Below are 26,739 nucleotides of genomic sequence, written 5' to 3' on the forward strand. Positions count from 1 at the left end.
GTTGCTTCGGGGCGGTGGCAGTCTCATCGCCAAGCCTTGTTGGTCTTGTGGCGTCAGGTTCACGGGCCCTGGCTTCGACGGACCTGCCAGCTCTGTGAGCCGACGCCGTAATGCGCGAGGTTGACTGGAGGACCATGGGGCGTGAGCCTCCGAGGTGGGGCGCCCCAATTTATGAAACTACGCTGTAAAGGAGGGCGCTTGTCTCCCTTGTCTGACGTCATCGGCGTGTCGGGCTTTTCGCGGTCGGCGCGGGCGGGGATCAGCAACGGCACCTGCCGCTGCTGAAGCCGCAACAAACCCCTGTCACAAAAGGCGGCCAATCGCTCCCACGCCCGGCTCCGCGGGCTTCCGGGGAACGCGCTAACGCCCAGCTCAAAGGCTGGCGCATCCTCCGCAAGCTTCGCTGCTGCCCGCACAAGGCAAGACAGCCATGCAAGGCGATCGCCGTCCTGCAAAACTACGAGCTCACCCACGGATGAAAGGCCTCAATGAGGCCGCATCCCAATTCGTCCCTGGCCGGCAGCGTGGATGCGCAAAATTCGGGTTTCGCTGGTAGGGCATGACGAACAACCTGGTGCTGGGCCGGCTCAGCGTGGTGCAGGCGGCGTTGAGCCTGCGCTCACCCAGGCGTGCAGCGGGACGTGATCAGACCACTGGCTCCGGGCGTAATCGACGAAGCATTTCCGTACGCGGCCCTCGCCGGCGAACACGTAATCAATCTTCCGCTTGCGGGTCACGTAGGTCCAGCGCCGGCGCGGGTCGCATTCGTCGCGGCCCTTGTAGGCCGCGGCGGCGTCGCGCGGCACAAGGTTGAGGTCGCCACCGATCACGCCCCGGCCGAGCTTGAACAGCTCGCGCAACTGGATGTGCCGGTAGGGCCTGCCCTTCTGCCTGTCGTCGTAGCTCGATCCCGACGAGAGGTGCGCGGTGCAGAACGCCCGGTCGGCCGTGCAGACGGCGTACCTGCGGGCTCCCCACGGCGGCGAGGTCAGCGCGTGCACGACGAGGCCGGTGTCCGTTCCGGCCACGGCCAGGGTGACGCTCAGCACCCCGCGTGGCCTGCCGTTTCTGTCGGGCAGGCACTGGTACGGGGAACCGTCCGAATACATCAGCCCCGCCGACCGGATGCTCCAATTCCGGCCGGTACGGCGTTCGAGCTCGTGTTCCAGGTCTGCGTCGGCGCCCGTGCAGAACTCCTGGAGGAAGACCACGTCCGCCTCGGTCGCCAGCACTGCCACGTGCCAGGCCAGCTCGGCGTTCGAGCGGCGGAAGAGCGCGCACCCGGCGTTGGTGCCCGCACAGACGTTCCACGTCATCACGTGCAGGAGAGGTGGCTGTGCCTGTACGGACAGGTTCGGTAACAACAGTCCGGCGATCACGAGCTGGCTGATCATCATCACCGAGCTCCCTCCACACATGATCCGAGCCGTCAAAAGACCGCTCAACCGGCACATCTGGCAACCAGGAGCCTATTGGTCTTCATGGGGTCAGAGCCGGGCGTACGAGCTGCCAAGAGCCTCTTCTCATGCCAACCCGTCCCGGTTCTCTCCTGCTGATCAGCCCGATCAGGTGGGAAAAGCCTCACTGAGACAACCAGTAACGCTCGCGAAGGGCGCTTTCGAGGATTCGGAGTGTGTCCGGCACGGAGGCGTGCTTCTTATGGACTTGCAACTCCCGCGCAGATCGGCCAGTTGCTGAGCGATGACGAACGAGCTCAATGACCGAGTGTCCTCCACCGCCTCCTTTGCCCGTGCACACGCTCCCAAGTCCCTGTGGTCTGCCAGCCCGGAGGAAGCCGGGCGGGTGTACGGCGGGCGCGGCCAACTCTGGATGCGAGGTGTGGCGTTGCTACAGACAGGTCAGGACCAGCAGGGCGTGCCGGTAGGGGGCCAGGCGCCGCCACCGGCAGCGGCGCCATGCACGTCGGGTCCGGATCAGCTCGGCCAGGAAGATCAGGGGATGACCGGACAGCGGAATCAGGGCAGGGGCACGAGGCTCTCCGGTAGAGGCGTCGGATCCTGACCGGCTGCTGTCTACCGGAAGCCTCTTCTCATGCCCGGCGGGCCCGCGCCATGCCTCTGGCGGACAGCCCCGCCGCCTCAAGCATGGAACCTCGCTGCGGCACTGCCGACTTCAGCCTCCGCTTCCATGGCCCGGCGTCCAGGCGCGCCGGAAAACGCCCGCTGGCGTACATTCGAGCTCTGTCAAAATCGCCGCGCAGTTGCAGTTGCAGTTGCAGTTGCCTCCACCGCTCACGCAGTTGCAGTTGCAGTTGCATATACACGTCCCGCCGTTGCCCTCCTCGCTGCCCGGCTTCGGCAGCTCGTCGAACACATCACTTTCGACGAGAACGTAGAGTGGCATTGTCATGCCGTGCATGAGCAACCGGGTGTCCGGCGCCAGGGTCAGCTCGACTTCCTCATCCGCCCTGGCGATCTTGAGCAGGGAGCGGGCCGGAACTTCCATGAGCTGGCCTCGCGCCTCCATGACAAGGCGGGTCCCCGACTCCTGTATCAAGGTGCCCTGAAGTGTCATTTCGGGCAGATGCGCCATCGTTTCCGACCGCTTCATGATGCTCCAGCTGGACGGCGTGCACTTCAGTCGGCATTCTCTCTCGGTGTCCTCGTGCGCGCGCCACCGCCCACGAACGGTGATCGCAACTGCGAAGCCGCCTCCTCGGAGACCGTCGCCGTGGTGCTGGAACAGTTGCAGTTGCAGTTGCAGTTGTCCGCGAGAACGCCGGGCGTCAGCGGTCCGAACACATCATCACCGATGAACCCCTCCTTGACGGACACGATCGTGCCCACCACGATCTCCGCGTCCTCCGCCAGCACGACCTCGTGATTGTCGCCCCCTCTTTCCTTGCGAAGCTTGACGAAGCGCATCGGAATCTCGATTATCGCGTCCGCCGCCCTGATCACCAGAGAATCTTCACTCTCCGCGATGATCTTTCCCTGCACTCGCGGCTGCGCGTCCTCCCGCGCCGCTGAGAGCGCAGCGTCGATACCTGACCTCGCCATCTGATTCTCCTTTCTAGGAAACAGTAGCAAGTACTTCCGTTTTGGTGGATGACGTCGTCAAGAAACGGCGCGCCGGAAAATGGTTCCGACCGCCAAGGCTTCTTCGCTGAGGATGGCGGCACAGTTGCAGTTGCAATTGCAATTCCCGCCGTTGCAGTTGCAGTTGCAGTTGCCCCCCGCCGTCGTCGTTCCATTGTCGGATTCGCTGCCCGCGAACGGCAGCTCGTCGAAGACATCGCTTTCGATGAGTTCCGGGATCGGCGACGTGGTGCCCCGCATCAGCAGCTGGGTGTCAGGTGCAAGGGTCAGCTCCACTTCCTCGTCCGTCCTGGCCACGTTCAAAAGCGACCCCGCCGGCACTTCTACGAGTTGACCCTGGACGTCCACGACGAAGCCGGCTTCCGAGTCCTTCACCACAGTGCCGCGAAGTGTCATGCCAGGTAGGTTTTCCAGCGTTTCCAGCGAACTCATCCTGCCTCCTTTCACAGGCATTGCCAGATGACCCTTGTACACTTGACGTCTGTTCACGTCTTGCAGGTGGTGGGGCATGCCGCCTGACGCCCCACCAGTGCTCACCTCAAGCGGTCAGCAACCCGCGACGGATGGTTCGTCACGGGGATGGGCGAGCTGCGACGGCACTTCTCCCCGCATCTTCTCGGCCTGCCGCAGTTTTGTGCCGAAGAAGGTAAGGTATCGCGGTATCACCGCCTTGTAGAAGGAGCACAGCGGCGAGCGGGTGAATGCATGACCCTTTACCCGGAGGTTTGTGATGGGGCAGCCTCCGGAGCACACTCCGAACCACTTGCAGCTCAGACAGTCGTCTTCGATACGCTCGTAATGACGCTCGGCCGGCGAGTGCGGGAAGGTGGCTGCGGCAGTGGCGAAGAGGTCGCCGGAAGGACGAAGCCCAGGCTCCATGACCGTCATGGGACAGGCCACGAGTGTGCCATCGGGTTTGATGACGAGGTGATTGTCCCCTGTACCGCAGGTGATGCCGCGCGTGGGCCTGTCGAAGTAGAGCTCGCAAAGGTCCAGGCCGGACCGGAGATCGATGACCGTTGCGGGATCTTCCAGGACCGTGAACGCCTTGTCGAAGGCGGCGGCGATGGTGGCGTTGTATTCGGCATACTCGGCTCGCCGGTCACCTCCGGCCCAGCTCGAGTTCGGATTGCGAACGATGCTGAGGCGGCAGCGCAGGCCGTGTCCGTAGATCCACTGAACCAGCTCAGGAAGACTGCTGCAGCTCTCCTGGCTGATGGTGGCCATGATGTACGGCCGGATGCCGTGTTCGATGAGCTTCTCGATGTTCGTGGACACCGTTTTCCATGAGCCCCTGCCGGAACCGTAGCGCCGATAGATGTCATGGTCGTCGCCGTAGCCGTCCAGAGAGATGGACATGGCGGTTCCCGTTCGGGTCAAGAAATCGAGGAGCTGGTCCTTCACCAGTGTGCCGTTGCTGAGCACCGCGAATTTGACCTGTGCCGGCGAATCCTGCATCGTCTGCAGCATGATGTCCCTGAAGAGTTCCATCCTCGGGACCGAGATGGTGGGCTCACCACCCGCGAATTTGATCGCGATGTTCTGGGTCCCGTAGCGCTCGGCCGTGCTGCGCACCTGCTCGGCGACCATCTTCATGGTTTCGGGCGACATCCCTTCGGACGTCTTCTCCCCGACGAAGCAGTAGTCGCACTTGAGGTTGCACATGTTGGTGATGTGCAACCACGCCGAGAAGTCCCTGGGAGCGTGGCGAGGCGGAGGCGCTGGATAAGGAAGCTGTGCAGGATATGCGCGAAGAAAGCCTCGCTCCTCCAGAGCGCTGATGGAACCAAGGGTCCCGATGAAGTCGGAGTGCCGAGCGAGGACATCGGCCACGGCCGCACCGTTCTCGAAGGAGTTCATGAGATCCCGAGTAGCGGAATCGATGAGCACGGGCAGGCCCTGAAAATCAGGAGCGAAAATCACCCATCTGTCGTTGTCGACGCTCTGCTCGAACAAGGTCTCCGGCTTGAAGAGCGTAGCAGACAGGTCGTATATGTACGCGTTTTCGCGCGCCTGTGCGGTCACTTCTTGTACGTTCATGATCCCCGTCTCGCTCTCTGCGCTGCGCATTCCCGCCACATGGCAGCACGCGCGGAATGAACTCGTTTGTGCGACTTCACCATAGAAGGCTCGGAACCAGGCCATCAACAACGACAAGCAAAGGCGGCTTCAGCGCTTGTTCTTTCGTCCGTCATATACTCATGACATTCACGGGGAGTCGGTGCAGGCTGGCACTAGAAGTTGTTACCAGAGGCGCGACCGGCTACCTTCCCTGAAGGTAAATACTGTCCATGCGATTATTTATATGCGCCATGGCGCTCACCTCACCATCGGCAACCCGACCGCCATCAGCACCGAAGCGCCGTTCTGGGGACTGCTTCTCAGATCAAGTTCGGAGCCAGATGACCAAGGTGGCCAGGGTGACGGTGCCGAGGAAGATGTAGGCGCGCTTGTCGTAGCGTGTGGCCACGGCCCGGAAGTTCTTCAGCCGGTTGATGGCCCGTTCGACGACGTTGCGTGCCTTGTAGCGGTCGGCGTCGAAGCCGGTGGGCCGTCCCCCGCCAGAGCCGCGCCTGCGGCGGTTGGCACGCTGGTCGCGCGGTTCGGGGATGGTGTGGCGGATCTTGCGGCGGCGCAGGTAGAGGCGGTTGGCGCGGGAGGAGTACGCCTTGTCCGCGGCCACGCTGTCAGGTCGGGTGCGTGGGCGTCCCGGCCCCGGCCGAGGGACCCGTACGGCCCGCAACACCCGCTCCAACTGCGGGCTGTCGCCGTACTGGCCCGGTGTCAGGACCAGTGACAGCGCCCGGCATCTGCCGTCCGGGGTGTTCACGAATAGGGCTGGCCTGGGGCGCAAGAGGAGGCGAGAAGATCGCTTCCCGCGTAGGCAGCCCGGGCGCTGACCGTTCAGGGGGATTGCCACGTGGCAGGGCCGGCCGAGGGAGGGCTTGTCTGTGGTGGGTGAAAGCATGTTCTTGCAAGATCTTCGTGCAGGGGTGAGCAGGAGTCCGGAAAGCTGGCTTTTCAGCTGGCCCGGCCCAAGGTCACGGTGCGGGTTCCGGGTGCGAAGTCGCCGAAGGACTGTTGCCAGGACTCATAAGGCCAGTAGTACGTCACAAGGCCCTCGGCGGGTCGGTAGTGGGCGGTGTAGAGCGTTGCCGTCCCCTGCTCGTCGACGGATCGATACAGCGGCGGCTTGAGCATCGCCGCCACGTCCGCGCCCGCGGCGCGGACGGCTCGCAGCCGCTCCTGCGTCCGCATGGCCCGCTCCTGCTCGTCGGTCACCGGCAGGTGCTGGTGATTGGAGGCGCAGGCCTCCGGTGCCACCGTCGGCGGCATATCCGGTCCCACGAACACCGTCATCGCCTTCTTGGGATCGACAAGGGTGAGGTTCTGGGGGACGGCGACCGGCAGGGATCGCAGCCTGTCGACCGCCTCATCGACGGTGTCGCACGTCTCCAGCAGGTAGCGCACGAGGATGAGAATGGCGAAGCCGCGTCCGTAGACAGAACGTCCGCCCCAGGTGTGCGAGATCGCGAGACCGGCGTCGTTCATCCCGTCCAGCAAGCCCCACAGCATGTCCTGCATCCCGATCACGGGGCGCAGGAAGCAGGAGGAGACGATGGTCCCCTCGCACTGATCGGGCCGCAGGTCATAGTTGCGCAGCAGCGTGCCGTTCTGGCCGATCTGGGTGCAGGACTGGGAGAACGGCCGCAGTGCCGCGTGGGTGAGGAAGACTTCCGCCTCGGGCCGGTCGAGTTGGCCGGCCAGGCGGTTCAGAACCGGGACCAGTTCCGGCAGGTGCGCACGGAACAGCGCCCGAACACGATCCGCGCCCTCCGGAGTCCTGCCTTCCGCGGTCAGCAGGCCCTCCATGTCCTGCCACAGGGCTCGGGCGTGGGCGGCCCACCGCTCGTCGCCGCCGTCGCCGACCTCGATCGCCTGGAAGGTCTTGTGCTGTTGCCACATGGCTGCCACTTTCCCTGTGAGAATCGGACGAGGTTAGGGCAACCTAGCTAATTGTGCGGGTAATTCACCAGGTGGCCGCCATCGGCTCCAGCCCGGGACGTGATCATGGATGGCTACGAACGCCACTGCCGGCTTCTCGCGCGGGCCTACCCGCTCCGATATCGGCAGACGCGGGGCGAGGAGTTGATCGGCACGCTGCTGGACCTGGCGAAGCCGGAGCAGACCAGGCCGACCCTGCGCGACTCGCTCGACGTCGTACGTGGCGGTATCGCACTGCGCCTGCGGGTAGCGCCCGCCGCTGTGGCGCTGGGCGCTGTATCGCCTGTTCCACAAGCGCCTTCCCTGCACCTACCGCTGGTGGGCACGCGACGACCTGCTGGGTTCGCGCTACCTGGCGCGGCAGTGCGCGGCATGGCTACTCGCAACATCACCCCAGTGGGCCTTCATCGGGCTCATGCCCATCGAATGGGTCCACACGGTGATCCTCTCGACACTCATCCGCATGCTCGGCTTCCTCCCGCAGCGATCCTTGCGCCTCTACCAGCTGAAGAGATACGAATTCGACCTGGAGCTGCAAGGCAACTCGCCATGGATGGCCAGCAAGTCGGCGGCGCCGACGTTGACGGCGTGCGTCCACTTGCCGACCAAGCTGGTCGACGTCGGCATCATCGTCTGGCGCACTGCCACCGCCCGGCTCCTGCCCCGGCTGCGGGACGGCCGACGCACCGGGCCGCTGTTCCTCACCGATCGCCGCGCCCGGGTGGAGCTGCCGCCCGGCGACCTCGACCCCGCCACCGGCCGGGCCCGCCTGTCCTACCGGCGCGCCGCCGAACTCGTCGAAACCGCCACCACCGAACTGCCCGGCGGACCATGGGCTCTGCACCAGCTCCGCCACTCGGCGCTCACGCACGCGGCCGAGGACGGGGCGAACACCTCCACCCTGCCGGCCTACTCCGGCCACACCTCCGTCGCCTCCCTGGCCCGCTACGCCCGCGTCTCACCCGAAGCTCTCGCCCGTCGGCAGGAAGGCCGCGACCCGGCAGCGCGACGCTGGCCAAGAGCCGAGTCCTGCGCTGACGCTGTCGCGCTGGTTGCGCAGGTGTCAGCGCAGGTGTCAGCGCAGGTGTCGGACGCCCGCGATGAAAGCCGGCCTATCGCCGATGGCGGTTCCACTGGTCCACAAGCCTGTCTTCCCTGTGCAGGATGCCCGTCTCGACGGGTGCTTCGGCCACTTGATGATCACGCTCGTGCAGCGCGGGTCGCGCGATCCGAGTGCACAGGTCGAGTCCGGCGGGCCGACCACCCGTTGACCAGCCACGCGGCACCGGCTTCGGCCGTACCAGCCTGGACACGCCAGCGACGTGAGTTCGCCTGTCGGCTACAGAATCGCCGGCGATCGAGGGAACAGTGCGTGAACGGCGGCGCGGACGCGGCTGTTGGCCTGCTCGGGTGTCGAGGTGTCGAACTTCCCGTCGAGGTGGAGGAAGGCCATGGGCCAGCGCCCAGACCGCGTCCGCCAACGGCTCGGGTTCACGGTCGGGAAAGACGCTGCGTACCAGGTTGTGCAGGTAGCCGGAGATGGCGGTGATCGCGGCGGCGCGCTCGTGGCTGGACGGATCACAGGGTTCGGCGAACATGACCTTGAACATCGCGGGCCGTTCGATGGCGAAGCGAACGTAGGCGACCGCTATGTCGGCGAGGTCGTCGGGACTCTTGGGCGCGGGATGGGCTGCGACCAGGTGCTCGGTGAGCTCGCGGTAGCCCTGCGCGGCCACCGCGGAGACGAGCGCGTCGCGGTCGGTGAAGTGACGGTAGGGGGCCGTCGGCGACACGCCCGCCCGCCTGGCCACTGCCCGCAGCGACAGCCCTGCGGCGCCGTCCTCCTCCAGGAGCTCTCGCGCGGCACGCAGGCAGGCGGCGCGCAGATCGCCGTGGTGGTACGGGCTGCCGGGCTGCGACACGGGACACTCCTTCCGATGTAAACGCTGCACACAGTCGTACCGTGGCGCGGTCAGCGGACGCCGATGGTCTTCAGGAGCTTCAGCGCGCCGGTCAGCAGGCCCGCCCATGCCTCGGGCCCCACCCGTGCAGGCGGGGAGAACCCCAGCAGGCGCTGGTGGGCCACGGTCTGCGGCTCGGTGTACTTCAGGAGGCCGTCGGCGCCGTGGCGGCGGCCGAGCCCGGAGTCGCCCATGCCGCCCATGGGTGCGTCGATGCTGCCCCACGCGGCAGCGAAGGCTTCGTTGACGTTGACGGTGCCGGCATGCACGCGGGCGGCCACCGCTCGGCCGCGGGCCGGGGTGCGGGACCAGACGCTGGCGTTCAGCCCGTACGGCGAGGCGTTGGCGCGCGCGATCGCCTCGGCGTCGCCGCGGACGGAGTAGATCGCGACGACCGGCCCGAAGGTCTCGTGCGCGTACAGCGTCATGTCCGGGGTGACGCCGGTGAGGATGGTCGGTTCGTAGAACAGCGGCCCCAGATCGGGCCGCGGCCGGCCGCCGGCCAGGACGGTCGCGCCCTTGGCGACGGCGTCCTCGACGTGCGCGGTGACGGTGGCGAGCTGGGCCGGGGTGGTGAGGCTGCCCACGTCGACGCTGTAGTCGTAGGAGGCGCCGAGCTTGAGCCGCTTCGTCCGGGCGACGAACGCGGTGACGAACCGGTCGTGGATCGACTCGGCGACATACAGCCGCTCGATGGAGACGCCGAGCTGCCCGGCGGAGGGGAAGCAGGCGGCGATGGCGCCGTCGGCAGCCCGATCGACGTCGGCGTCGTCGAGGACGAGCATGGCGTTCTTGCCGCCGAGCTCCAGGGAGGAGCGATGAGCCGTTGGCCGGCCTCGCGGGCGATCCGGCGGCCGCTGGCGGTGGAGCCGGTGAACATGAGGTAGTCGGCGCCGTCCATCAGCGTGTCCCCGAGGGAGCTGCCGCGTCCGACGACCATCTGCCACACCCCGGTGGGCAGGCCGGCTTCGGTCATCAGGTCGAGCGCCCACAGCGCGGTGAGCGCGGTCTGGGTGTCGGGTTTCTGAACGACGGCGTTGCCGGCCATGAGGGCCGGGATGGCGTCACCGGCGGCCATGCTCAGCGGGTAGTTCCACGGCGAGATGATCGTGACGACGCCCTTGGGGTGGCGCAGCTCGGTGGTGTGGGTGAGCACGGGGATCGCGCCGCGGCGGCGGCGGGGTGCCAGGAGGCTGGCGGCGCCGCGTGCGAAGTAGCGGGCGGTGATCGCGGTGTCGGTCACCTCGAGGAAGGCGTCGCGGCGGGTCTTGCCGCTTTCGGCCTGCATCAGGTCCAGCGCCTGGTCCTGGCGGGCCAGCACCAGGTCGTGGAAGCGCAGCAGGACGGCCCTGCGTTCGGCGATCGGGGTGGCGGCCCAGGCGGTCTGGGCGGCGCGGGCGCGGGTGAAGGCGTTCTCGACGTCGGCCGGTGTGGAGACCGGGAGGCCGGCGAGCGGGAGGCCGGTGTAGGGGGCGTGGGTGGTGACCCGTTCGGCGTCCGGTGCGGCGGTGACCAGGCCGCTGAGCCTGCTGAGCAGGTCCGGGGTCAGCCTGGCGGGCGGGGTGACCAGCTCGGTGATCATGAACGACTACCTGCCTTCCGGCTCGGCACGGAGAAGGGGACGGGCATGTGCAGGGCGATCTGGCCTTCGGTGACGACGTCGAACTGGATGGTCCTGATCGGCCGCAGCGAGCGCAGATCGTCGGACAGGCGGCCCTGTCCGAGCTGCAGTCCGAGGTCGCGGGGCAGGCGGCTGCTTCCGGCGGAGAGCATGTTGGTCTGGCTCAGCGTGGAGTGCCAGGCCTCCCCGATCTGTGTGTAGGAGGTGAGCGTGGAGACCCTGGCCCCGCTCGGGTACGCGCGTTGCGAGGGAGTGGCGGCGCTCATCGCCAGGTCGGTGCCGCCGGTGTCGTTGGCGACGCGGACGCTCGTCCGGTCGATGTCGACGTCGAGGTCGGTGACCCACATCCTCTGCGCCAACGGCTGTCCGTCGGTTCCTCAACCCGTGTCCGCGAAGCGGGCGACCACGCGCACGGGAAGCGATTGATCAGATACGCGTCGTTATCTACGCTGTCATCATGTCACTCCCCACCGAGCCGATCGGCAGCATCCCCCGCCCGCCTGCCCTGCTGGCCATCGCAGCCTCCGAGCCGGCCGAGGGAGCGTCCGCGCTGGCCGAGGCGCAGGAACAGGCCGTCCGCGACACCGTCCGCCGTCTCCAGGAGCTGGGTTCGCCGGTGGTCACCGACGGCGAGCAGGCCAAGCCCAGCTTCGCCACCTACCCGCTCGCCGGGCTCGACGGGCTCGTCCCGGACGGCGTGGTGATCCCCTTCGCCGACGGGCACCAGCGGCAGTTGCCCCGGCTGGCGGCCGGGCCGTTCCGCTACCAGGTCCACGCCGAGCGCTACCTGCGCGCCGCCCAGCGCCACGCGAGCGTGCCGGTCAAGCAGGCCGTCATCGCGCCGTCGGCGCTGAGCCTGCTCTACCCGGCCGAGGGCATCGACGGCTACCCGCGCGAGGCGTTCCTGGCCGACCTGGCCGACCAGGCCGAGGCCGACATCCGCGGCTGCCTGGAGGCCGGGGCGCACGTGGTGCAACTCGACTTCACCGAAGGCCGGCTCTCGCTCAAGCTCGACCCGAGCGGCGGGGTGCTGGACGACTTCGTCGCGTTCAACAACAGCGTGCTGGAGCGCTTCACCGACGCAGAACGCGCGCGCATCGGGGTGCACACCTGCCCCGGCGGCGACCAGGACTCCACCCACAGCCTCGACGTCGACTATGCGGCCCTGCTGCCCCAGCTGTTCCGGCTCAAGGCGGGCAACTTCTACCTCCAACTGGCCAGCGAGCCCGACCCAGACAAGGTCCTGGCGGTCGCCGCCGAACACCTGCCCGCCGACGCGCGGATCTTCGTCGGCGTGATCGATCCGGTGGACCCGCGGGTCGAGACCGCCGAGGAGGTCCGCGACCGCGTCCTGACGGCCGCCCGCCACCTGCCCGCCGACCGGCTGGGCACCTGTGACGACTGCGGGTTCGCGCCGTTCGCCGACGACACCTCCACCTCACGGGAGACGGCGTTCGCCAAGATCCGGGCCCGGCTGGAGGGCACCGAGCTGGCCTCGGCCGAGCTCGGCATCTGATCGTTGCGCCTGCCCGTCCGTGAGAACGTTGCCACGGACGAGCAGGTCACCCGCAAGGAGGTGGGCGGGGTGCGGCGCACGGACCGCAGCGTCACCCGCCTACCAGGTGCTGCACCGCGCTGGGCATCAGGCCGAGGACGTGCCTGCTGATGGTCGCCGTCGCACCGCAATCCAGTACGCGTGCTCTAGAGCCAACGCCGTTCAGTTAGGGCTGGGGTAACGGCGTCAAGGACTGGCCGGGATCATGGCGGTGCTGATGGTGGCTTTGTAGGTGGTCCGGTCGATGGCGGGTCCGCGTGCGTTGTATTTGGAGATCGCGCGTTTGACGATGCGGTCTTTGGTGCGGACTCGCCGGGCGGGCAGGAGATGGGCCAGGACGTGACGGCCGATGGCGCCGATCAGGTCGATGTCGGTGCCGGTGATGACGCCGGCGGCCAGGATGAGCTGGTCTCGGGCGGCGGCCAGAGCGGTGGTGAAGCCGGCCCGGTCCGGGTCGGTGCCCGGGAGGCTGTCGGTGGCGTCGGTCATCGCGGTCCGCAGCACCTGGTAGACGGTCAGCAGCGCCCAGACCTCCTGCTCGATGCCGTCAGGAGTGTGCGCCCGCAGGACGTGACCGCTCAGGATGGTGGACTTCAGCTCGGCGTAGGTTGTCTCGATCTCCCAGCGCTCGTGGTAGAGCCGGATGAGGTCGGCCGCCGGGTAGGCCGATGCGTTGGTGAGGGTGGTCAGCAGCCGGTAGTGGCCGGTCCGGGTGCCCGCTGTGGTGCGGATGGTGATCTCGGCGTCGATGACGCGGACGGTCAGTGCACCGAGCCGGGCCAGAATCGAGCCGTCCCGGCAGCGGGCCACGGCGGGCAGGTTGCGGCCGGACTTGCAGCGGACCAGCAGGTCGGCGCCGGTGGCGGCGACCTGGTTGAGCAGGTCGGTGGCGGCGAAGTTCCGGTCGCCCAGCAGGAGCATCCCGGTTCGCAGGTACGCGGCCAGACGGCGGGCGTAGTCGAGTTCGCCGGTGCTGGCAGGCCCGAACACGGCTGCGATCATCGACCTGGTTCCGCAGGCCACCAGCGCGGTCAGACGCAGTTGCGGGTAGCCGGACGTGCCGTTGCCGAGTCGCTGGCGGGTGAAGATCGTGAGGTTGGCCGGACAGTCCGGGACCGGTAGCAGGGTGCCGTCGACGGCGACCACCCGCAGGCCTCGCCACCATCCTGCGGCAGCGGTCGTCGCTGCGGGGCCGCTGATCAGGTCGAACAGCGCTTTCATCGAAGGCCGGGCCGAGCCGTTGGCGGGCCTGGCGAAGAGCGCTGCCGCTGGGCCGTGCCAATGCCAGGCCGGCCAGCCCGGCGCACAACCGGTCGAAGACCTGCCGGTAGCCCAGGTCGGTGAACAACGCCGCGGCCAGCAGCAGGTAGACCGTGACCCGCGCCGGTATCAGCCGGACCCTTCGCTCACGCGCACGCGTGTCTGCCAGCACTTCATCGACCATCTCGAACGGGATGATCCGGGTCAGTTCGCCCAGGTGTCCTGGCGCGAACACCCCAGCGGCTACCCCGGTCGTTCGTTGTATGGCAATCTGTTCCAACAGCGGAGCTCCTGTGGTGAGGATGTCTTGGAGTGACAGACCTCTTCTACAGCGGCTCCGCTGTTTTGTTCACCGGTCTTGACGAACCGCCCTCACCCTTAACTGAACGGCGTTGGCTCTAGAGCCGGGCCGTACAGCGGACGCATGTGGAAGGCGGCACGGGCCGCACATCGCTCCAGCCCGCCTTCCTGACGATCTCGGCGCCCCAGGCGACGTCCTCGGGAGTGAGCCGTTGCCTCCCGAGGAATTGGCCAGTGATGCGGTCGATCACGATCTGCCCCCACTGGAATTGGAGGGCCAGCCCGTCGAGCCCGAACGTCCCGGGAATGTCGTCGAGCACCTTGATGCCCGGCGCCTTGGCCAGGAGAAGGTAGGCGGCAGCCCTGGTGCCAGGCGTCGCCGGCGAGTTGATGAGCCGAGAGGCGGCCCCCTCCAGCCATGGCTCGCGCTCGGCGGCCACCTGAGGGTCGTAGCTTTCCAGCAGCCGTGCCCTGAGCGCCGCCGGCTCCTTGGGGAGGCTCCGCAGCTCTGCCAACGTCGGCTTCAGCCCATCGGCGAGCTCCAGCCCCAAGTCCAGGTCCGCCGAGCCGTATGCGGGCATGTTCTTGTCGCACCCCCGCGCGGGGCACAGCCTGGGGGAGCCGTCCTGTCGCCACGCTTTTAGGCCCTCGGCCGTGTACGGCTTCGACGAGATCGGCTCACGCCAGCCGTAGACCTCGCGGTTGGGCCCGAAGGCGAGGACCTCCATGGCCCGTTCCTCAACCTTGTAGTCATGGCCGTTCTTCGTCCTCATGACATGCTCGGTGTCGCGTCGCCAGAAGCGGCCCTTCGCCTCCGGTGTCGCCGCCAGCCTGGCGGCCGCAGCTTCCAGTTTCTGCATGGGGGTGACCGCGACCGGGTCCGACGCAGGTCGGGGTACGAGGATCACCACCGCGCCGACGATGAGCGCGACGGCCGCCGCGACGAGCGCCATCCCCGTCCACGACCTCCTGCCCGCCCGTACCACGGACCCGGCGGGTGCCTGTGCGGCTGCGAGTACCCGCTCCCGCGCCGCCGCCAGCTGGTCGGCCGACGGGGGTGGCACATCGGGCATCACCGAGTCGATGACCTGGAACTCGTTCATCCCAACACCTCACGCAGCTTGGTCCTGGCCCTGCTCAACCGGGACGCGACCGTCCCCGAGGCGATGCTGAGCGCCGCCGCCACCTCGTCGTATCTCAACCCGCCGTACGCGATGAGGAGCACCACGTCGCGTTCCCCCTTCGACAGCCGCGCCAGCGCCCCGGCCAGCCGATCAACCGTCACGCCCGCACTGAGCCTGTCCACGATCCGCTGGTCATGTCCCTCGTCGTCAGGTGGCGGCCCCGTCCTGGCCATGGCGCGGTACCTGCGCACCTCGGCGCGCCGGTGGCGGCCGATGAGGTTGGTCGCGATGCCCTACAGCCACGGCCTGACCCCACCCATGGCCGAGTCGAAGTGTTCGCGTTGCCTGAAGGCGATGAGGAACGTCTCCGCGGCGAGATCCTCGGCCACATCGGGGTCGAGCCTGCGCCCGATGTAGCGCCGGATCTCCACGTAATGGGCTTCGAAAACAGCTTCGAAGACGTCAGGAGCAGTGATCACATTCTTGTTTGCCCTCAAGCATGCGACTCTTCCAGGAAATCTTGATTACTTGTCGCAGAGATGTGTCCGGCCACAGGCCCAAGATTGTGCCGGCCGGTCCCGGGCGGGAACGCGCAGGTCATGGGCGAATGCACGGAGCTTGCCTGTCGTTTGCATACGCCTGGGTCCTGCCGTTGACGACGCTGTGACGAAGTGAACGCCCTCCAGCGCCTGGCCGGCGACTCTCCACGCGACCGATCCACCGTTGTCGCCGTGCTGTTCCGCCTACGTCCGCGGCCGTGATGTGCGCGCCTTGCAACCCGGGCAGAGCCTGTGAGGGGAGGGTCTGCCCGGCCAGGAGCGGATGTGGTACCAGCGCTCACCGTCGCCACCGATGAGACTCACGCTGACTTCTCCCATGGGTGCAGTTCGTCTTCAGGGAGCCGGTGAGCTGCGAATTCGCGATCCAGACTGTTTGAACGGCAGTTGTTGCCCACCTTGTGAGCAAGAACGCGAGGTGGTCATGAGCTCGCTGCTGGAGGAGCCGGCACGCCGCGAGGACGCCGCTCGCGCTCGGGTGGAGCAACTGCGCCGCCGGCTTGAGGAACTCGCGCAAGCGACGCCGTGATCAAGGGTTGAAGGAACAGGTGCTCCAGGCTGGAGGCGCCCTTGTGATGGGGGCGGCAGGCTCGGCAGACGAAGCCGTGTTGTGCGTGACGATGGCCGGGCTTGATCTTCCGCAGATCGAGCAGGGGCGGGGAAGGCCGGCGGCCGCCTGCTTCTCGACCTCACCGGGTGCAATCGCCGCTACCGGGTGCCCATCGGCCCCGGCGGGCTCTGGTCGGGCAGCAGCAGCCCGATGCCGTCGAGCATGCGGTGCAGCCCGAACTCGAAGATGTTCTCCGGTTCCGATGCCTCGAACGCCTCGTCCCCGAACTCCGCGACCATCGGCAGCCGCGCCGCCCCGATGCTGCGCGCGAACGCCTCCTTGCGGGCCTGCGCCCACTCCCGCCGCGTGTGCCTGCTGGTACGGGCGGCCTGCGCCTCGTGGGCGAGCGGCACGGCGGCGCTCTGCACGTACGTGCCGATCATGATGGCGACCTGGACGAGCGTGGCGAAGTCGAGCCCGTGCCCGTCGAGGGCGCGCATGCGCCAGTCGGTGTAGGCCATCAGCGCGGGCGCGACCGGCGGCCGGGTGGTGACCGCGACGAGGTGGGACATCCACGGATGCCGCCGGTAGAGCTCCCACTCCTGCCGGGCCGAGAGCTCCAGCCTGGCCCGCCAGCCGTCGGGCCCCGGCTCGGGCAGCGGGCGGGCGGCGAAGACGGCGTCGACCATGAGGTCGTTGAGCTCCTCCCGGCTCGGGACGTACCGGTAGAGGGACATCACGCCGACCCCCAGATCCGTCGCAATTCGGCGCATCGACAGCGCGGCGACCCCCTCCCGGTCGGCGAGCGCGACGGCGGCCCGGACCACCCGGCCCTGGTCGAGCGCCGCTTCGGCCGGACGCCCCGGCTGGGCCGCGGGCTCCTCGGGGGCGGGCGGCTCGGCGAGCCGCGCCCGGTAGGCCCTCGTGCGGCAGGCGCGCGAGCAGTAGCGCCGGGGCCGCCCCCGCTCCGCCGTCCGCAACTCCCGCCCGCACACCTCGCACGCCGCCACGTCACGCCCCTTTTCGTCACTACTCAATTCTGTGACGAAATTATACTTCATCCCTTTCACGTCGCATTAATCGTCAATTGATGTACGGTGTATTTATGACTCGTGCAATGTACGTCGATTCTGTGACGAAAATGGCTCTGGAACTCCACCATGTGACGAAACGCCATGGCGAGGGCGCCACCGCCGTCACCGCCCTCGACGACGTCTCCCTGGCGATCCCCACTGGCACCTTCGCCGCGGTGATGGGCCCCTCGGGCTCGGGCAAGAGCACCCTGCTCCACTGCGCGGCGGGCCTGGACCGGCCCGACTCCGGCTCGGTCGTCCTCGACGGCCGCCGCCTGGACGGCCTGGACGAGGCCGCGCTGACCCGGTTGCGCCGCGAGCGGATGGGCTTCGTCTTCCAGTCCTTCAACTTGGTGCCCACCCTGACGGTCGCGCAGAACGTGACCCTGCCCCTGGAGTTCGCCGGCCGCCGCGTCGACGCGCGCCGGGTGCGGGCCCTGCTCACCCGGCTCGGCCTGGGCGAGCGCACCGGGCATCGGCCCGGCGAGCTGTCCGGCGGCCAGCAGCAGCGGGTGGCCATCGCCCGCGCGATGCTCGGCGAGCCCGCCGTCGTGTTCGCCGACGAGCCGACCGGCGCCCTCGACACGCAGGCCGCCCGCGAGGTGCTGGCCATCCTGCGCCAGGCCGCCGCCCAGGACGGACGGACGATCGTCATGGTGACCCACGACCCCGTGGCCGCCTCCTACGCCGACGTCGTGGTGTTCTTCGCCGACGGCCACGTCGTGGACCACCTGCCGCGCCCCGACGCCGCCACGGTCGCGGCCCGCATGGCCCGCCTGTCCGCGCCCGCCCACGCCGGGGGTGCGCGATGAGGTGGCGGCTGGCCCTCGGCACGATCGGTGCCCACCGGGCGTCCTACCTGGCCTCGGCCGCCGTCATGGCGGCCGGGACCGCGCTGCTCACGGCGTTCGCGACCCTGCTGGAGACCGGCCTGGCCACCGGCCGCGACCCCGGATTCCTCGTCATGCTGCCGGCCATCCTGGGCGGCTGGACGCTGGCCGTCGTGGCCTTCGGCGTGGTGTCCACCGTGTCGCTGACCATCGGCCACCGCGAGCGGGAGCTGGCCCTGCTGCGCTCCATCGCGGCCACCCCGCGCCAGATCCGGCAGAACGTCGTGCTGGAGACGCTGGTCGTGGCCGTCCCCGCGATCGCCGCCGGGCTGCTGCCGGGCGCCGGGCTCGGCGCGGTCGTGCTCGCCCGCCTGGCGGACGCCGGGCTCGTCGGGGCGGGCGTCCAGCTGGTCGCGGGGTGGCCGAGCGGCGCGCTCGGGGCGGGTACGTCCCTGGTCGCCGCGCTGGCCGCCGCGCTGATCTCCAGCAGGCGCGCCGCGTCGATCCCGCCGGTGCGGGCGCTGGCCGCCGCCGGCCCCGCCCGCGCGCTCGGCCGGGGCCGCCTGGTGGCCGGAGGGCTGCTGCTGGCGCTGGGGCTGAGCCTGTCGGTGACGACCCTGTTCATGGCGGACGGCCCGCTGCTGTCCAGCACGGCGGGCCCGGCGGGCGTCGCCGTCGCGGTCGGCCTGGCCCTGCTCAGCCCGGTCGCCGTCCGGCCGGTGGGACGGCTGGCCGGGGCCGGGCTAGGGGCGTCCGGGCGGCTGGCCGTCCGCAACCTGCACGCCCGCGCCCCGCACACCGGCAGCGTCGCCGGGCCGCTGATCCTCATGGTCGGCATTGCCGGCGGCACGCTCTACATGCAGAGCACCGAGGACAGCCTCCATCGGGGCGCCGCCGACGTCAGCGCCCGGCTTGCCCCGGTGAACTACCTGGTCGTCGCCATGATCATCACGTTCACGGCGATCGTCGTGGTCAACACGCTGATCGCCGCGACCCGCCGCAGGGGCCGCGAGTTCGGGCTGCTGCGCCTGTCGGCCGCCACCCGAGGGCAGGTCATGGCAACAGTCGTGGCCGAGGGCGTGCTGACCACGGTCCTGGCCGTTGCGCTCGGCACGGTTGCCGCCGCCGCGACCACCGTTCCCTACAGCCTGGTCAAGACCGGGTCGCCGATGGCCTCCGGGCCCGGCTGGGTCTACGTGGCCATCGCCGGGGGCGCGCTGTTGCTCGTCCTGGCGGCCACGGTGCCCACCGCCGCGGGGGCGCTGCGGGTCAGGCCGGTCGAGGCGCTGTCCGCCCCCTGACCGCCGGCACCGAACCACTGTCCCCGCCGACCCCGGCGCCCCCGCCTGACCCGTTCCCCTGACCGTCCCCGCTGCGCTCACCCGCCGCACGCCTGCCCGAGGTGAGGTGCGGACGGAGTCGCGGCAGCCGCCCCGCTCAGGGGCGAAGCGGTGCGGTCGATGGGGATGCGGCGATGAGGCCGGTGGCCAGGTCGGTGCGGGTGTGGGTGGCCGTACGGCCCGCGCGTCTGGTCGTGACCAGGCCCGCAGCTCGGAGGGCGGTGAGGTGCTGGGAGACGGCGCCGGGCGTGACGGCGAGGCGGGAGGCCAGGTCGCCCGTGGACAACGGCTCCGACAAGGCTTCGAGGAGAGCGGCCCGGGTACGGCCGAGCACGGCGGTCAGGCCCTCGGGGGCGGACGGGGTGTCGTCCCAGAGCCGGCCCGCGCCGCCCGCCGGATAGACGAGCCAGCCCGCCTCCAGAGGTGAACGGTCGACGAGTACGTCCGGCCAGGTGAAGACGCTCGGGGTCAGCACCAGGCCGCGCCCCTCCAGCTCAACGGTATCGTCGCCCGCGCACCGCGACACCACGAGCTCGCCGCCGCTCCAGGCGACCTGCGTGTGCAGGTGGGTGAGCATTCCTGCGACGCCGCCCGCCGCGAGCCGTCGCGCCTGCCGGTCGACGTCGGCGTCGAGGACGGCGCCCAGCCGGTCCATGAGCGGGGCGATCAGCGCGGCATGGCAGCGCTCCAGCTCCTCCGCCACCCGCTTGAGCAGCTCACCGGCGGGCCTCGCCCGTACACCCGCCTTGGCCAGCTCCGACGTCACGAACGCGGGCGGCATCGCGCGCAGCCGAGCGAGCTCCGCGCCGATCCCGGCCGACGGACCCGGCGGCACGTTCATGAGGAAGGAAGGCACGGGCCCCGCCACCAGTTCCGCGAGCTCCTGATCCGGCGCGAAGGCCGTCCGCCGCCGCCAGCGGGCGTGCACGGGATGGGCGGCGGGCCGTACCAGCGCTCTGACCGCGAGCACGGTCTCGGTCAGCGGCGAGACCGCGAAGCGCACCTTGGCCGCCTCGGTCCCCGACAGCCTGATGCGCAATGGCACGCTTTAGCCCCTTCTAAACGGTTCTGTCGCGTACCTGCATCTTCGCAGACTGGTCGCCATGCAGACCTTCGTCTCCTACGACGGCACGACCCTCGCCTACCGGGCGGTCGGGTCGGGCCCGCCTCTGATCGTGCTGTCCGGCGGCCCCGGACGCGCCTCGTCCTACCTCGGCACCCTCGGCGGGCTGGCGCGGCACCGCACGCTCGTCCTGCTCGACACCCGCGGCACGGGTGCGTCGGAACTGCCCGCCGACCTGTCGACCGTCCGGGTGGACCGGCTCGTGGACGACGTCGAGGCCCTGCGGATCCACCTCGGCCTCGACGCGATCGACCTGCTCGGCCACTCGGCGGGCGGCGGCTGGGCGCTGCTGTACGCCGCCGCCCACCCCGGCCGTCTGTCGCACCTGGTGCTGGTCGCGCCGTCCCTGGTCGCCGTCGGGCTGCCCTCCGACGTCGGCACGGAGGAGGTGCTCTCCTCCCGTTCCAAGGAGCCGTGGTACGGCACGGCGCTGCCTGCCTACCGGGGGATGGCCGCCGCCAGGTCCTTCGCGGAGGCGGCGCGCTTCCGGGCGGCGTTCGAGCCGCTCATGTACGGCCGCTGGGACGCGGCGGCGCGGGCGCACGCCGCCGCCGACCCGGCCGAACGCTCACTGCCGGTCAGCGACCACTACTACGCCGGCTACACGCCCGACCCCGGCGTCCTTCCCGCGCTGCGCGCGTTGCCCGCGCCCGTGCTGTTCCTCGGCGGGGCCGTCGACCTGTGGCCGACCGCCGCGAGCCTCACTCAGGCCGCGTCGCTCTTCCGCGACGCGACCCTTCACGTGCAGCCGAACGCGGGACACTACCCGTGGCTCGACGACCCCTACCACTTCAGCGGCACGGTCGCCGCCTTCCTCACCACCTGATGGGAGCCACCGGGGCCGCCCTCACCGGTGGTCAGGGGCCTTTGATCGCTGATGGATGCTCCTATGTCTTGTCAAGCGGCTGCTGGAAGATCGTTTTCGCGCGTTGCCGGACTGGTCAGGACCTTGTAGAGCTCGCGGGCGATGTAGCGTTTCAGGCAGCGGATGATCTCCTTGGTTGACAGGCCGTCGGCGGTGCGGCGCGCCACGTAGGCGCGGGTGTTGGCGTCGTGGCCCATGCGCGTGATGGCGATCATGTAGAGGGCACGGTTGGCCTGTCGATCGCCGCCGCGGTTGAGCCGGTGGCGGTTGGTCTTGCCGCTGGAAGCCGGGACCGGAGAAACGCCGCACAGGGAGGCGAACGCCGCCTCGGAGTTCAGTCGGTCGGGGTTGTCACCGCAGGTGGACAGCAGCTGGGCAGCCGTCTCGACACCGACGCCGCGGACGGCCAGCAGGTCCGGCCGGGCCTGCTTGACCAAAACGGCCAGCTGGGCGTCGGCGTCGATGATCTCGACGGTGAGCGAGCGGTAACGCATGGCCAGGCGGCGCAACGCGGCCTTGACGCCCTGAGCTGGGTCGGCCAGATCGCCGGTAGGCCGCAGCCGGGCGCAGACGTCGGCGAGCTTGACCGCCGATCGGGCGGGCAGTTGCTCACGCAGCTCGGCGGGAGCGGTGACGACCAGGGCTTTCATCTCGTTGACACAGGCGGTGCGAGCCTTGATCGCGCCCGTGCGGACCAGGTGCAGGGCACGGATCGACTCGACGATCCCGTCACCGGCCTTGGGCACCGCGCTGGCCCGGCCGGCAAGCACGGCCTCGGCCGCTGCGTAGGCGTCCAACGGGTCGGACTTGCCCTTGGCGCGGCGTTGCCGTCGATCCGGGCGGTTGACCTCGATCACTCGTAGGTCCTGGCCGCGCAGGTGCCGGGCCAGCGCGGCACCGTAGGATCCGGTGCCCTCCACCCCGATCGCGTGCAGCCTGCCGAACGAACGCAGCCAGGCCAGCAGCTCGGTGTATCCGGCTGCAGTGGCCGGGAACTCGGCATCGGCCAGGCGGCGACCGTTCATCAGCACCACTGCGGCGTGATGGGTGTCGGCGTGGGTGTCGACACCGCCGACGATCCGCCGCTTCTTCGGCTTCTTGGTCATGAGCGTCCTTGTCTCGTCGGGGAGCATCGGTGGCGGTGCGTGCCTGGCGGCCGGGCGGGCAGACCAGTGACGGGACCAGCGCGATCAGGCTCCTATCAGGCCACGCGCGACCGCTCTGGCACGCACCATCGGCGATGCTTCCGGCTGAGGCGACAGATCCATCACAGGGCACCCGATCAGCGGGGCCGGGATGTCGTTGGGTCAGCCTCAAAGGGAGCACCTCCTGCCCCTTCCATCTCACTGGAAAGGGCCGTTGCTGCCACCCCTTGAGTCTCACTGGATGTCGTGCCCTCCGACGGCTGGGGTGAGCACTGGTCCATCAGGTCGCCGACCGGCTCCTGCGGCCTTCCGTGTCCTGTTGTCGATCACGGAGGTCGTTGTGCTGTTCGTTGGGGACGACTGGGCCGAAGATCACCGCGACGTCGAGGTTCAGGGCGAGGCCGGGAAGGTGTTGAAGCGGCAGAGCTACTGCGCACAGAGCTACTGCGCACAGAGCTGGGCCGTGCGCCCTCGACCATCAGCCGGGAGATCCGCCGCAATTGGCACCCGACCAACGGCCGGCACCGACCGCGCGCCGGCGGCGAAGTCGTGCTCCAGCCGGTCCAGGTCGAGCCGGGCCGGCGCTCACCGTCGACGCGTGAGTGGAGCCGGGCTGGCGGTCGAGCTCTCCGACGCTGTATCGATCACTTCGTCCAGGACCTCGCGGGAGCGGATCAGGTCGGTGATCATGTGGTCGATGCGGTCGCGTTGCGCGGTGAGCTCGCGGATCAGCTTCGGGGTCGCGATCTCGTTCGGGCGGCCGTCGGCATCTCTCAGGCAGGGCAGCAGTTGTGCGATCTTCTTGCTGTTCAGGCCCGCGGCATAGAGCGTCTGGATGCGTACGACGCGGTCGACCGCCCACTCGCCGTAGTCCCGGTGTCCACCGGGGGTGCGCTCGGCGCGGAGTAGTCCTTGCGCCTCGTAGTAGCGCAGGGAACGCTCGCTCACCCCACTGCGCCGGGCCAGCTCGCCGATCCGCATTCCGCACCTCGCCCGAGGACAACTTGAATCTGACACTGATGTCAACTTCTACCATGCCGGCACGACGAACACATACCTACGACGGAGGCATCGATGAGTGACCTGACCGGCAGAGTGGCGCTGGTGACCGGCGGCAGCCGCGGGATCGGCGCGGCGATAGCAAAACGGCTGGCCGACGCGGGGGCGGCGATCGCGTTGACATACATCCAGGCAGCAGACCAAGCGCGCGAGGTCGCCCAGCAGATTGAGGCCGATGGTGGCAGGGCTGCGGTCGTCCAGGCCGACCTTGCCCAGCCGAACGCCGCGGCCGAGGCGGTGGAGCAGACAGTACGACAGCTGGGCCGCATCGACATCTTGGTGAACAACGCAGGTTTCCTTGCCTACGGCCCGCTGGCCGAGGTGTCCGCTGCGGAGCTGGATCGGGTGCTCGCCGTGGACGTCCGGTCGGTGTTCCTGGCCGCCCAGGCCGCCGCCCGGCACATGGGCGAGGGCGGACGGATCATCAGCATCGGCTCGTGCTTCAACGGCCGCGTTCCCGGTTCGAACTTCGTCCTGCAGGCGATGGCCAAATCCGCGCTCACCGGGCTGACCAAAGGACTTGCCCGGGAGCTGGGGCCGCGCGGGATCACCGCCACCATCGTGGACCCTGGCCCGATCGACACCGACATGAACCCGGCCGACGGCGAGACTGCCGATTTCCAGCGCTCCCTCACCGCCCTGGGCCGGTACGGCGAGGCCGCGGACATCGCCGCCGCGGTGGCCTACCTGGCGGGTCCCGGCGGCCGTTACGTCACCGGCGCCACCCTGGCCGTGGACGGCGGGTACACCGTCTGACGGCGAGTCGTCCCACTCCGCCCGAACGCCTTCCAGCGACGCATCACCTCGAAGCCTGCCGGTGATCATCTCCTCTGCGGCGAGCGACCCCGAGATCACCTACCCCCCACGAGGCACGAGGCTCTACCGGTGACGTCCGATCGCATCCTGTGCACTTCTCTGAAGGGGCTGGGGTGAAGGGAATTTCGCAGGAGGCGCCTCGCCGGGGGCCTACTTCACTCGGGCACGTTCGCGCGGCCGCCACCGACCCGCAGCCTTCCTCCAGGCTCATGCTCACGCCGGCGTCGCACACGAAACCGGACACGCCCAACCCGCCCGTCAGTCAAAGTTCAACACCGTCAACGACCGACAAACCAGCCATGTCCTCATACAGAGTGGCGCTGAACACCTACTTCGTTGGGCCTGTTGCACCGCTCCGAGTACGCGTCCAGTTCACCGACGAAACCTGTGGAATCTCACGTCATGACCTCTCGCCTGATCTTCCGCCCCATCAGCGGACCAGAGGAGATCGACCTCTTCAACACACTGTCCGGCCCTTACAACGACAGCCTTGCGGACGATCTCCGGAACGGACACTCCAAGGCCGACTGGATGTGGATGGCCCTGCGCGACGGCCGGCCGGTGGCACGGGTCGGCTGGTGGTCCCGTAGCGGCACTGAACCGGAAGTCATGGAAACCCTTGACATCGAAGACACTTGCGACGACCCGATTCGGATCGACGTCGGCGAGCATCTCCTGCGCACCGCCCTGGCCGAGCTCTTCCCGGCGGGCACCCGTCCACCTGAGTACGTTCTCCAGCCCGTACCGGCGGACTGGAGGGACGCCCCCGAGACCGGCAGGCGGATCAGGGACCGGATGGAGGTGGTGCGGCGCACCGGCGGCAGGGTGTTCGTCGAGAGGCTCCGCTACCGATGGACATCCGACACACCGTTGCCCGCACCCCGAGGCCGACTCACCTTCCGTCCGATCAGGGACGAGGAGGAAGCGATCGCACTCCTGAGCGGCATCCTTCCAGGCACGCTCGACGCCTACAGCCGGGCCGACATCGCACGCTCCTCCATCCAGGACTACGCCCATGTGCAGTACCACGACGAACTGCTGAGCTATCCCAGCCCGCGCGAATGGTGGCGGGTCGGCGTCCAGCAGAACGGCGAACCGGTAGGGATGGTCGTCCCGGCGCAGAGCCCGAACGGCTTCGTGATCGCCTACTTGGGGGTTGCCGAAGGCCATCGTGGTCAGGGCTTCGTCAACGACCTGCTCGATGAGGGAACTCGCCTGCTGGCCGCCCAGGGCGCCGAACGCATCACCGCGGACACCGACCTGGGGAACGAGCCGATGGCCCGGGCCTTCGAGCGTGCCGGATACGACAACTTCGCCCGGCGCATCGATATGTGCTGGGACTGAAACGGCCCACCTCTCGCGGATGCATCCGCATGATGCTGGAGGGCGAACGGACGGTCGCGTCGGTGGCACGCGAGTTCGGGACTCGCCGGGCTGGTCGCCGAGGCCGACCGCCCGCTCCGCGCGTTCTCCGGCGGCATGCGGCGTCGGCTCGACCTGGCGGCCTCCCCGGTCGGAGACGCGCGGATCCTGTTCCTTGACGAGCCCACCATCAGCCTGGACCCGCACACCCGCAACCAGCTGCGGGAGGCGGCCGACCCTGCCCGCCGATCTCGACGCGGTCACCGCGATCTTGACCGGACTTACGCGTCACGAAGATCGTCAAGTCCCCGGTGCAGTTCGTCGACGTCGTCCGCTGCCTGGTCTCGCTCGGCACGCTGCTGGCCCTGCACAAGCGCATGTTCGTCCAGACCGGGCGAGAGGTGCAAGAGGCTGAGGACGAAGGGGACGTCGATGCCGTGGGTCGCGCTGGCCGGTCCTCGCCAGGTGAAGTCGTACAGCCAGGTACGGCCACCTGCCCGGGCGTGGGCGTGATCGATGTGGACGGGACCGGCCTCCTCGACACGATCGCGCACACAACGCGCGGCACACAGAGCGCCGCAGCGACCGCCGTCGCCGCGATCGAACGGCGTCGGCGTCACCGCAGGCGCTCGCTCAGGGTTCACGCATGGCCGTGTTCCCAGGCCCAGGCGGCTATGCCCACGCGGTTGCGCACACCGAGCTTGCGCTGGACGTTGGCCACGTGGGTCCTGGCGGTGCCCGCCGAGATGAACAACTCGGCGGCGATCTCGGGGTTGGATCTCCCTGCGGCGACCAGCTTGACGATCTCCAGCTCGCGGTCGCTCAGCGGCTGTTCACCCGGTACGCCGGTACGAGCGGGTGACGGGGTGAGATGGCGCAGCAGCCGTACGGTCACCGAAGGGCTGATCAAGGCATCGCCGGCGGCCGCCGCTCTGACGCCCTCCACGAGGAGCGCCGGCCCCGCGTGCCGTACTTCTCGCGGGAGATCGCCAAGATCGCTCCCGCGAAGGGCCCCGAATCGAGCCGCGTGGTGTGACGGCTTGCGGGGGGGAGGGGGTATGGCGACGCCGGCGGAAGGATCCCCGATCAGCTCGGAGGCCGGCCGGGCGCGTGCTCGAAGGTGAACCGTCACGT

General features: G+C 69.0%; 24 protein-coding genes and 6 pseudogenes. 9 read left to right on the forward strand and 21 right to left on the reverse strand.

Translation table 11 applies throughout. The features are described from left to right. Window positions 1-288: 288 nt before the first annotated feature. A pseudogene (locus ACIBK9_RS17315) lies at window positions 289-479 on the forward strand (IS5/IS1182 family transposase); the annotation flags it as partial. 108 nt (window positions 480-587) lie between these two features. Here ACIBK9_RS17315 and ACIBK9_RS17320 read toward each other — a convergent pair. The 7 genes and pseudogenes from ACIBK9_RS17320 to ACIBK9_RS17350 form a co-directional block, all read right to left on the reverse strand. Further along, a complete protein-coding gene (locus ACIBK9_RS17320; protein ID WP_397159106.1) occupies window positions 588-1,397 on the reverse strand; it encodes an endonuclease/exonuclease/phosphatase family protein in 810 nt (269 codons plus the stop codon). A gap of 736 nt (window positions 1,398-2,133) precedes the next feature. Continuing rightward, complete coding sequence (locus tag ACIBK9_RS17325; RefSeq protein WP_397159108.1) at window positions 2,134-2,571, reverse strand: hypothetical protein; 438 nt, start codon at window positions 2,569-2,571, stop codon at window positions 2,134-2,136. Window positions 2,572-2,597: 26 nt separating this feature from the next. After that, window positions 2,598-3,020, reverse strand: a complete 423-nt coding sequence (locus tag ACIBK9_RS17330; RefSeq protein ID WP_397159110.1) for a hypothetical protein — start codon at window positions 3,018-3,020, stop codon at window positions 2,598-2,600. Between the two features lie 57 nt (window positions 3,021-3,077). Beyond that, entirely contained in the window at window positions 3,078-3,491 is a 414-nt protein-coding gene (locus ACIBK9_RS17335) for a hypothetical protein (RefSeq protein WP_397159112.1), read from the reverse strand. 114 nt (window positions 3,492-3,605) lie between these two features. Further along, window positions 3,606-5,129, reverse strand: a complete 1,524-nt coding sequence (locus ACIBK9_RS17340; RefSeq protein WP_397159114.1) for a radical SAM protein — start codon at window positions 5,127-5,129, stop codon at window positions 3,606-3,608. Between the two features lie 316 nt (window positions 5,130-5,445). Then, window positions 5,446-5,877, reverse strand: a pseudogene (locus tag ACIBK9_RS17345) (IS5 family transposase); the annotation flags it as partial. A 203-nt stretch (window positions 5,878-6,080) separates the two neighbouring features. Further along, window positions 6,081-7,025, reverse strand: a complete 945-nt coding sequence (locus tag ACIBK9_RS17350) for a C45 family autoproteolytic acyltransferase/hydolase (protein WP_397159116.1) — start codon at window positions 7,023-7,025, stop codon at window positions 6,081-6,083. Between the two features lie 592 nt (window positions 7,026-7,617). Here ACIBK9_RS17350 and ACIBK9_RS17355 point away from each other — a divergent pair. Beyond that, a pseudogene (locus tag ACIBK9_RS17355) lies at window positions 7,618-8,016 on the forward strand (tyrosine-type recombinase/integrase); the annotation flags it as partial. Window positions 8,017-8,176: 160 nt separating this feature from the next. Here the strand turns inward: ACIBK9_RS17355 and ACIBK9_RS17360 are convergent. From ACIBK9_RS17360 to ACIBK9_RS17370, 3 genes and pseudogenes are all read right to left on the reverse strand, one after another. Then, a complete protein-coding gene (locus ACIBK9_RS17360; protein ID WP_397159118.1) occupies window positions 8,177-8,986 on the reverse strand; it encodes a TetR/AcrR family transcriptional regulator in 810 nt (269 codons plus the stop codon). Between the two features lie 50 nt (window positions 8,987-9,036). Continuing rightward, window positions 9,037-10,607 (reverse strand): annotated as a pseudogene (locus ACIBK9_RS17365) (succinic semialdehyde dehydrogenase). Continuing rightward, window positions 10,604-11,005 carry a hypothetical protein gene (locus ACIBK9_RS17370; protein WP_397159120.1) on the reverse strand — a complete coding sequence of 134 codons (402 nt, stop codon included), beginning with the start codon at window positions 11,003-11,005 and terminating at the stop codon, window positions 10,604-10,606. The pseudogene ACIBK9_RS17365 and the gene ACIBK9_RS17370 overlap by 4 nt, the downstream one beginning before the upstream one ends. Before the next feature lie 98 nt (window positions 11,006-11,103). Here ACIBK9_RS17370 and ACIBK9_RS17375 point away from each other — a divergent pair, with 98 nt between their 5' ends. Further along, on the forward strand, window positions 11,104-12,162 hold the full coding sequence (locus tag ACIBK9_RS17375) for a cobalamin-independent methionine synthase II family protein (protein ID WP_397159122.1): 1,059 nt from the start codon (window positions 11,104-11,106) through the stop codon (window positions 12,160-12,162). 225 nt (window positions 12,163-12,387) lie between these two features. Here ACIBK9_RS17375 and ACIBK9_RS17380 read toward each other — a convergent pair whose 3' ends face one another. From ACIBK9_RS17380 to ACIBK9_RS17405, 6 genes and pseudogenes are all read right to left on the reverse strand, one after another. After that, window positions 12,388-13,422, reverse strand: a complete 1,035-nt coding sequence (locus ACIBK9_RS17380) for an IS4 family transposase (protein WP_397159124.1) — start codon at window positions 13,420-13,422, stop codon at window positions 12,388-12,390. Between the two features lie 19 nt (window positions 13,423-13,441). Then, window positions 13,442-13,696, reverse strand: a pseudogene (locus ACIBK9_RS17385) (transposase domain-containing protein); the annotation flags it as partial. 163 nt (window positions 13,697-13,859) lie between these two features. Then, window positions 13,860-14,864: a hypothetical protein gene (locus ACIBK9_RS17390; protein WP_397159126.1), complete on the reverse strand. Its 1,005-nt coding sequence runs from the start codon at window positions 14,862-14,864 to the stop codon at window positions 13,860-13,862. Next, window positions 14,861-15,118 (reverse strand): RNA polymerase sigma factor, encoded by a 258-nt coding sequence (locus ACIBK9_RS17395; RefSeq protein WP_397159128.1) that lies wholly within the window; start codon window positions 15,116-15,118, stop codon window positions 14,861-14,863. The genes ACIBK9_RS17390 and ACIBK9_RS17395 overlap by 4 nt, the downstream gene beginning before the upstream one ends. Window positions 15,119-15,178: 60 nt before the next feature. Further along, on the reverse strand, window positions 15,179-15,316 hold the full coding sequence (locus tag ACIBK9_RS17400) for a sigma factor (protein ID WP_397159130.1): 138 nt from the start codon (window positions 15,314-15,316) through the stop codon (window positions 15,179-15,181). 834 nt (window positions 15,317-16,150) lie between these two features. Continuing rightward, window positions 16,151-17,029: a TetR/AcrR family transcriptional regulator gene (locus ACIBK9_RS17405; RefSeq protein WP_397159132.1), complete on the reverse strand. Its 879-nt coding sequence runs from the start codon at window positions 17,027-17,029 to the stop codon at window positions 16,151-16,153. Window positions 17,030-17,133: 104 nt separating this feature from the next. Between ACIBK9_RS17405 and ACIBK9_RS17410 the strand changes: the two genes are divergently transcribed. After that, window positions 17,134-17,877, forward strand: coding sequence for an ABC transporter ATP-binding protein (locus tag ACIBK9_RS17410; RefSeq protein ID WP_397159134.1), 744 nt, complete (start codon window positions 17,134-17,136; stop codon window positions 17,875-17,877). Then, window positions 17,874-19,196: an FtsX-like permease family protein gene (locus ACIBK9_RS17415; RefSeq protein WP_397159136.1), complete on the forward strand. Its 1,323-nt coding sequence runs from the start codon at window positions 17,874-17,876 to the stop codon at window positions 19,194-19,196. The genes ACIBK9_RS17410 and ACIBK9_RS17415 overlap by 4 nt, the downstream gene beginning before the upstream one ends. 136 nt (window positions 19,197-19,332) lie before the next feature. On the opposite strand, the gene ACIBK9_RS17420 is transcribed toward ACIBK9_RS17415, so the two are convergent. Further along, entirely contained in the window at window positions 19,333-20,280 is a 948-nt protein-coding gene (locus ACIBK9_RS17420) for a DUF5937 family protein (protein WP_397159138.1), read from the reverse strand. A 58-nt stretch (window positions 20,281-20,338) separates the two neighbouring features. On the opposite strand from ACIBK9_RS17420, the gene ACIBK9_RS17425 reads away from it, so the two are divergent. Next, the gene (locus ACIBK9_RS17425; protein ID WP_397159140.1) at window positions 20,339-21,184 is read left to right on the forward strand and encodes an alpha/beta fold hydrolase; all 846 of its coding nucleotides are present in this window, start codon (window positions 20,339-20,341) and stop codon (window positions 21,182-21,184) included. Between the two features lie 71 nt (window positions 21,185-21,255). Here ACIBK9_RS17425 and ACIBK9_RS17430 read toward each other — a convergent pair whose 3' ends face one another. Beyond that, on the reverse strand, window positions 21,256-22,356 hold the full coding sequence (locus ACIBK9_RS17430; RefSeq protein ID WP_397159142.1) for an IS110 family transposase: 1,101 nt from the start codon (window positions 22,354-22,356) through the stop codon (window positions 21,256-21,258). 597 nt (window positions 22,357-22,953) lie between these two features. After that, window positions 22,954-23,349 (reverse strand): MerR family transcriptional regulator, encoded by a 396-nt coding sequence (locus ACIBK9_RS17435; protein ID WP_397159144.1) that lies wholly within the window; start codon window positions 23,347-23,349, stop codon window positions 22,954-22,956. A 93-nt stretch (window positions 23,350-23,442) separates the two neighbouring features. On the opposite strand from ACIBK9_RS17435, the gene ACIBK9_RS17440 reads away from it, so the two are divergent. The 3 genes and pseudogenes from ACIBK9_RS17440 to ACIBK9_RS17450 form a co-directional block, all read left to right on the forward strand. Beyond that, a complete protein-coding gene (locus tag ACIBK9_RS17440; protein WP_397159146.1) occupies window positions 23,443-24,183 on the forward strand; it encodes an SDR family NAD(P)-dependent oxidoreductase in 741 nt (246 codons plus the stop codon). 462 nt (window positions 24,184-24,645) lie between these two features. Beyond that, the gene (locus ACIBK9_RS17445) at window positions 24,646-25,587 is read left to right on the forward strand and encodes a GNAT family N-acetyltransferase (protein WP_397159148.1); all 942 of its coding nucleotides are present in this window, start codon (window positions 24,646-24,648) and stop codon (window positions 25,585-25,587) included. Between the two features lie 87 nt (window positions 25,588-25,674). After that, window positions 25,675-25,833, forward strand: a pseudogene (locus ACIBK9_RS17450) (ATP-binding cassette domain-containing protein); the annotation flags it as partial. A 53-nt stretch (window positions 25,834-25,886) separates the two neighbouring features. Here the strand turns inward: ACIBK9_RS17450 and ACIBK9_RS17455 are convergent. Both ACIBK9_RS17455 and ACIBK9_RS17460 read right to left on the reverse strand, forming a co-directional pair. Further along, on the reverse strand, window positions 25,887-26,225 hold the full coding sequence (locus tag ACIBK9_RS17455; RefSeq protein WP_397159150.1) for a hypothetical protein: 339 nt from the start codon (window positions 26,223-26,225) through the stop codon (window positions 25,887-25,889). Window positions 26,226-26,245: 20 nt separating this feature from the next. Further along, window positions 26,246-26,500 (reverse strand): response regulator transcription factor, encoded by a 255-nt coding sequence (locus ACIBK9_RS17460; RefSeq protein ID WP_397159152.1) that lies wholly within the window; start codon window positions 26,498-26,500, stop codon window positions 26,246-26,248. Window positions 26,501-26,739 lie beyond the last annotated feature (239 nt).

Source organism: Nonomuraea sp. NPDC050227 (genome assembly GCF_044459705.1).
Lineage (GTDB): Bacteria > Actinomycetota > Actinomycetes > Streptosporangiales > Streptosporangiaceae > Nonomuraea.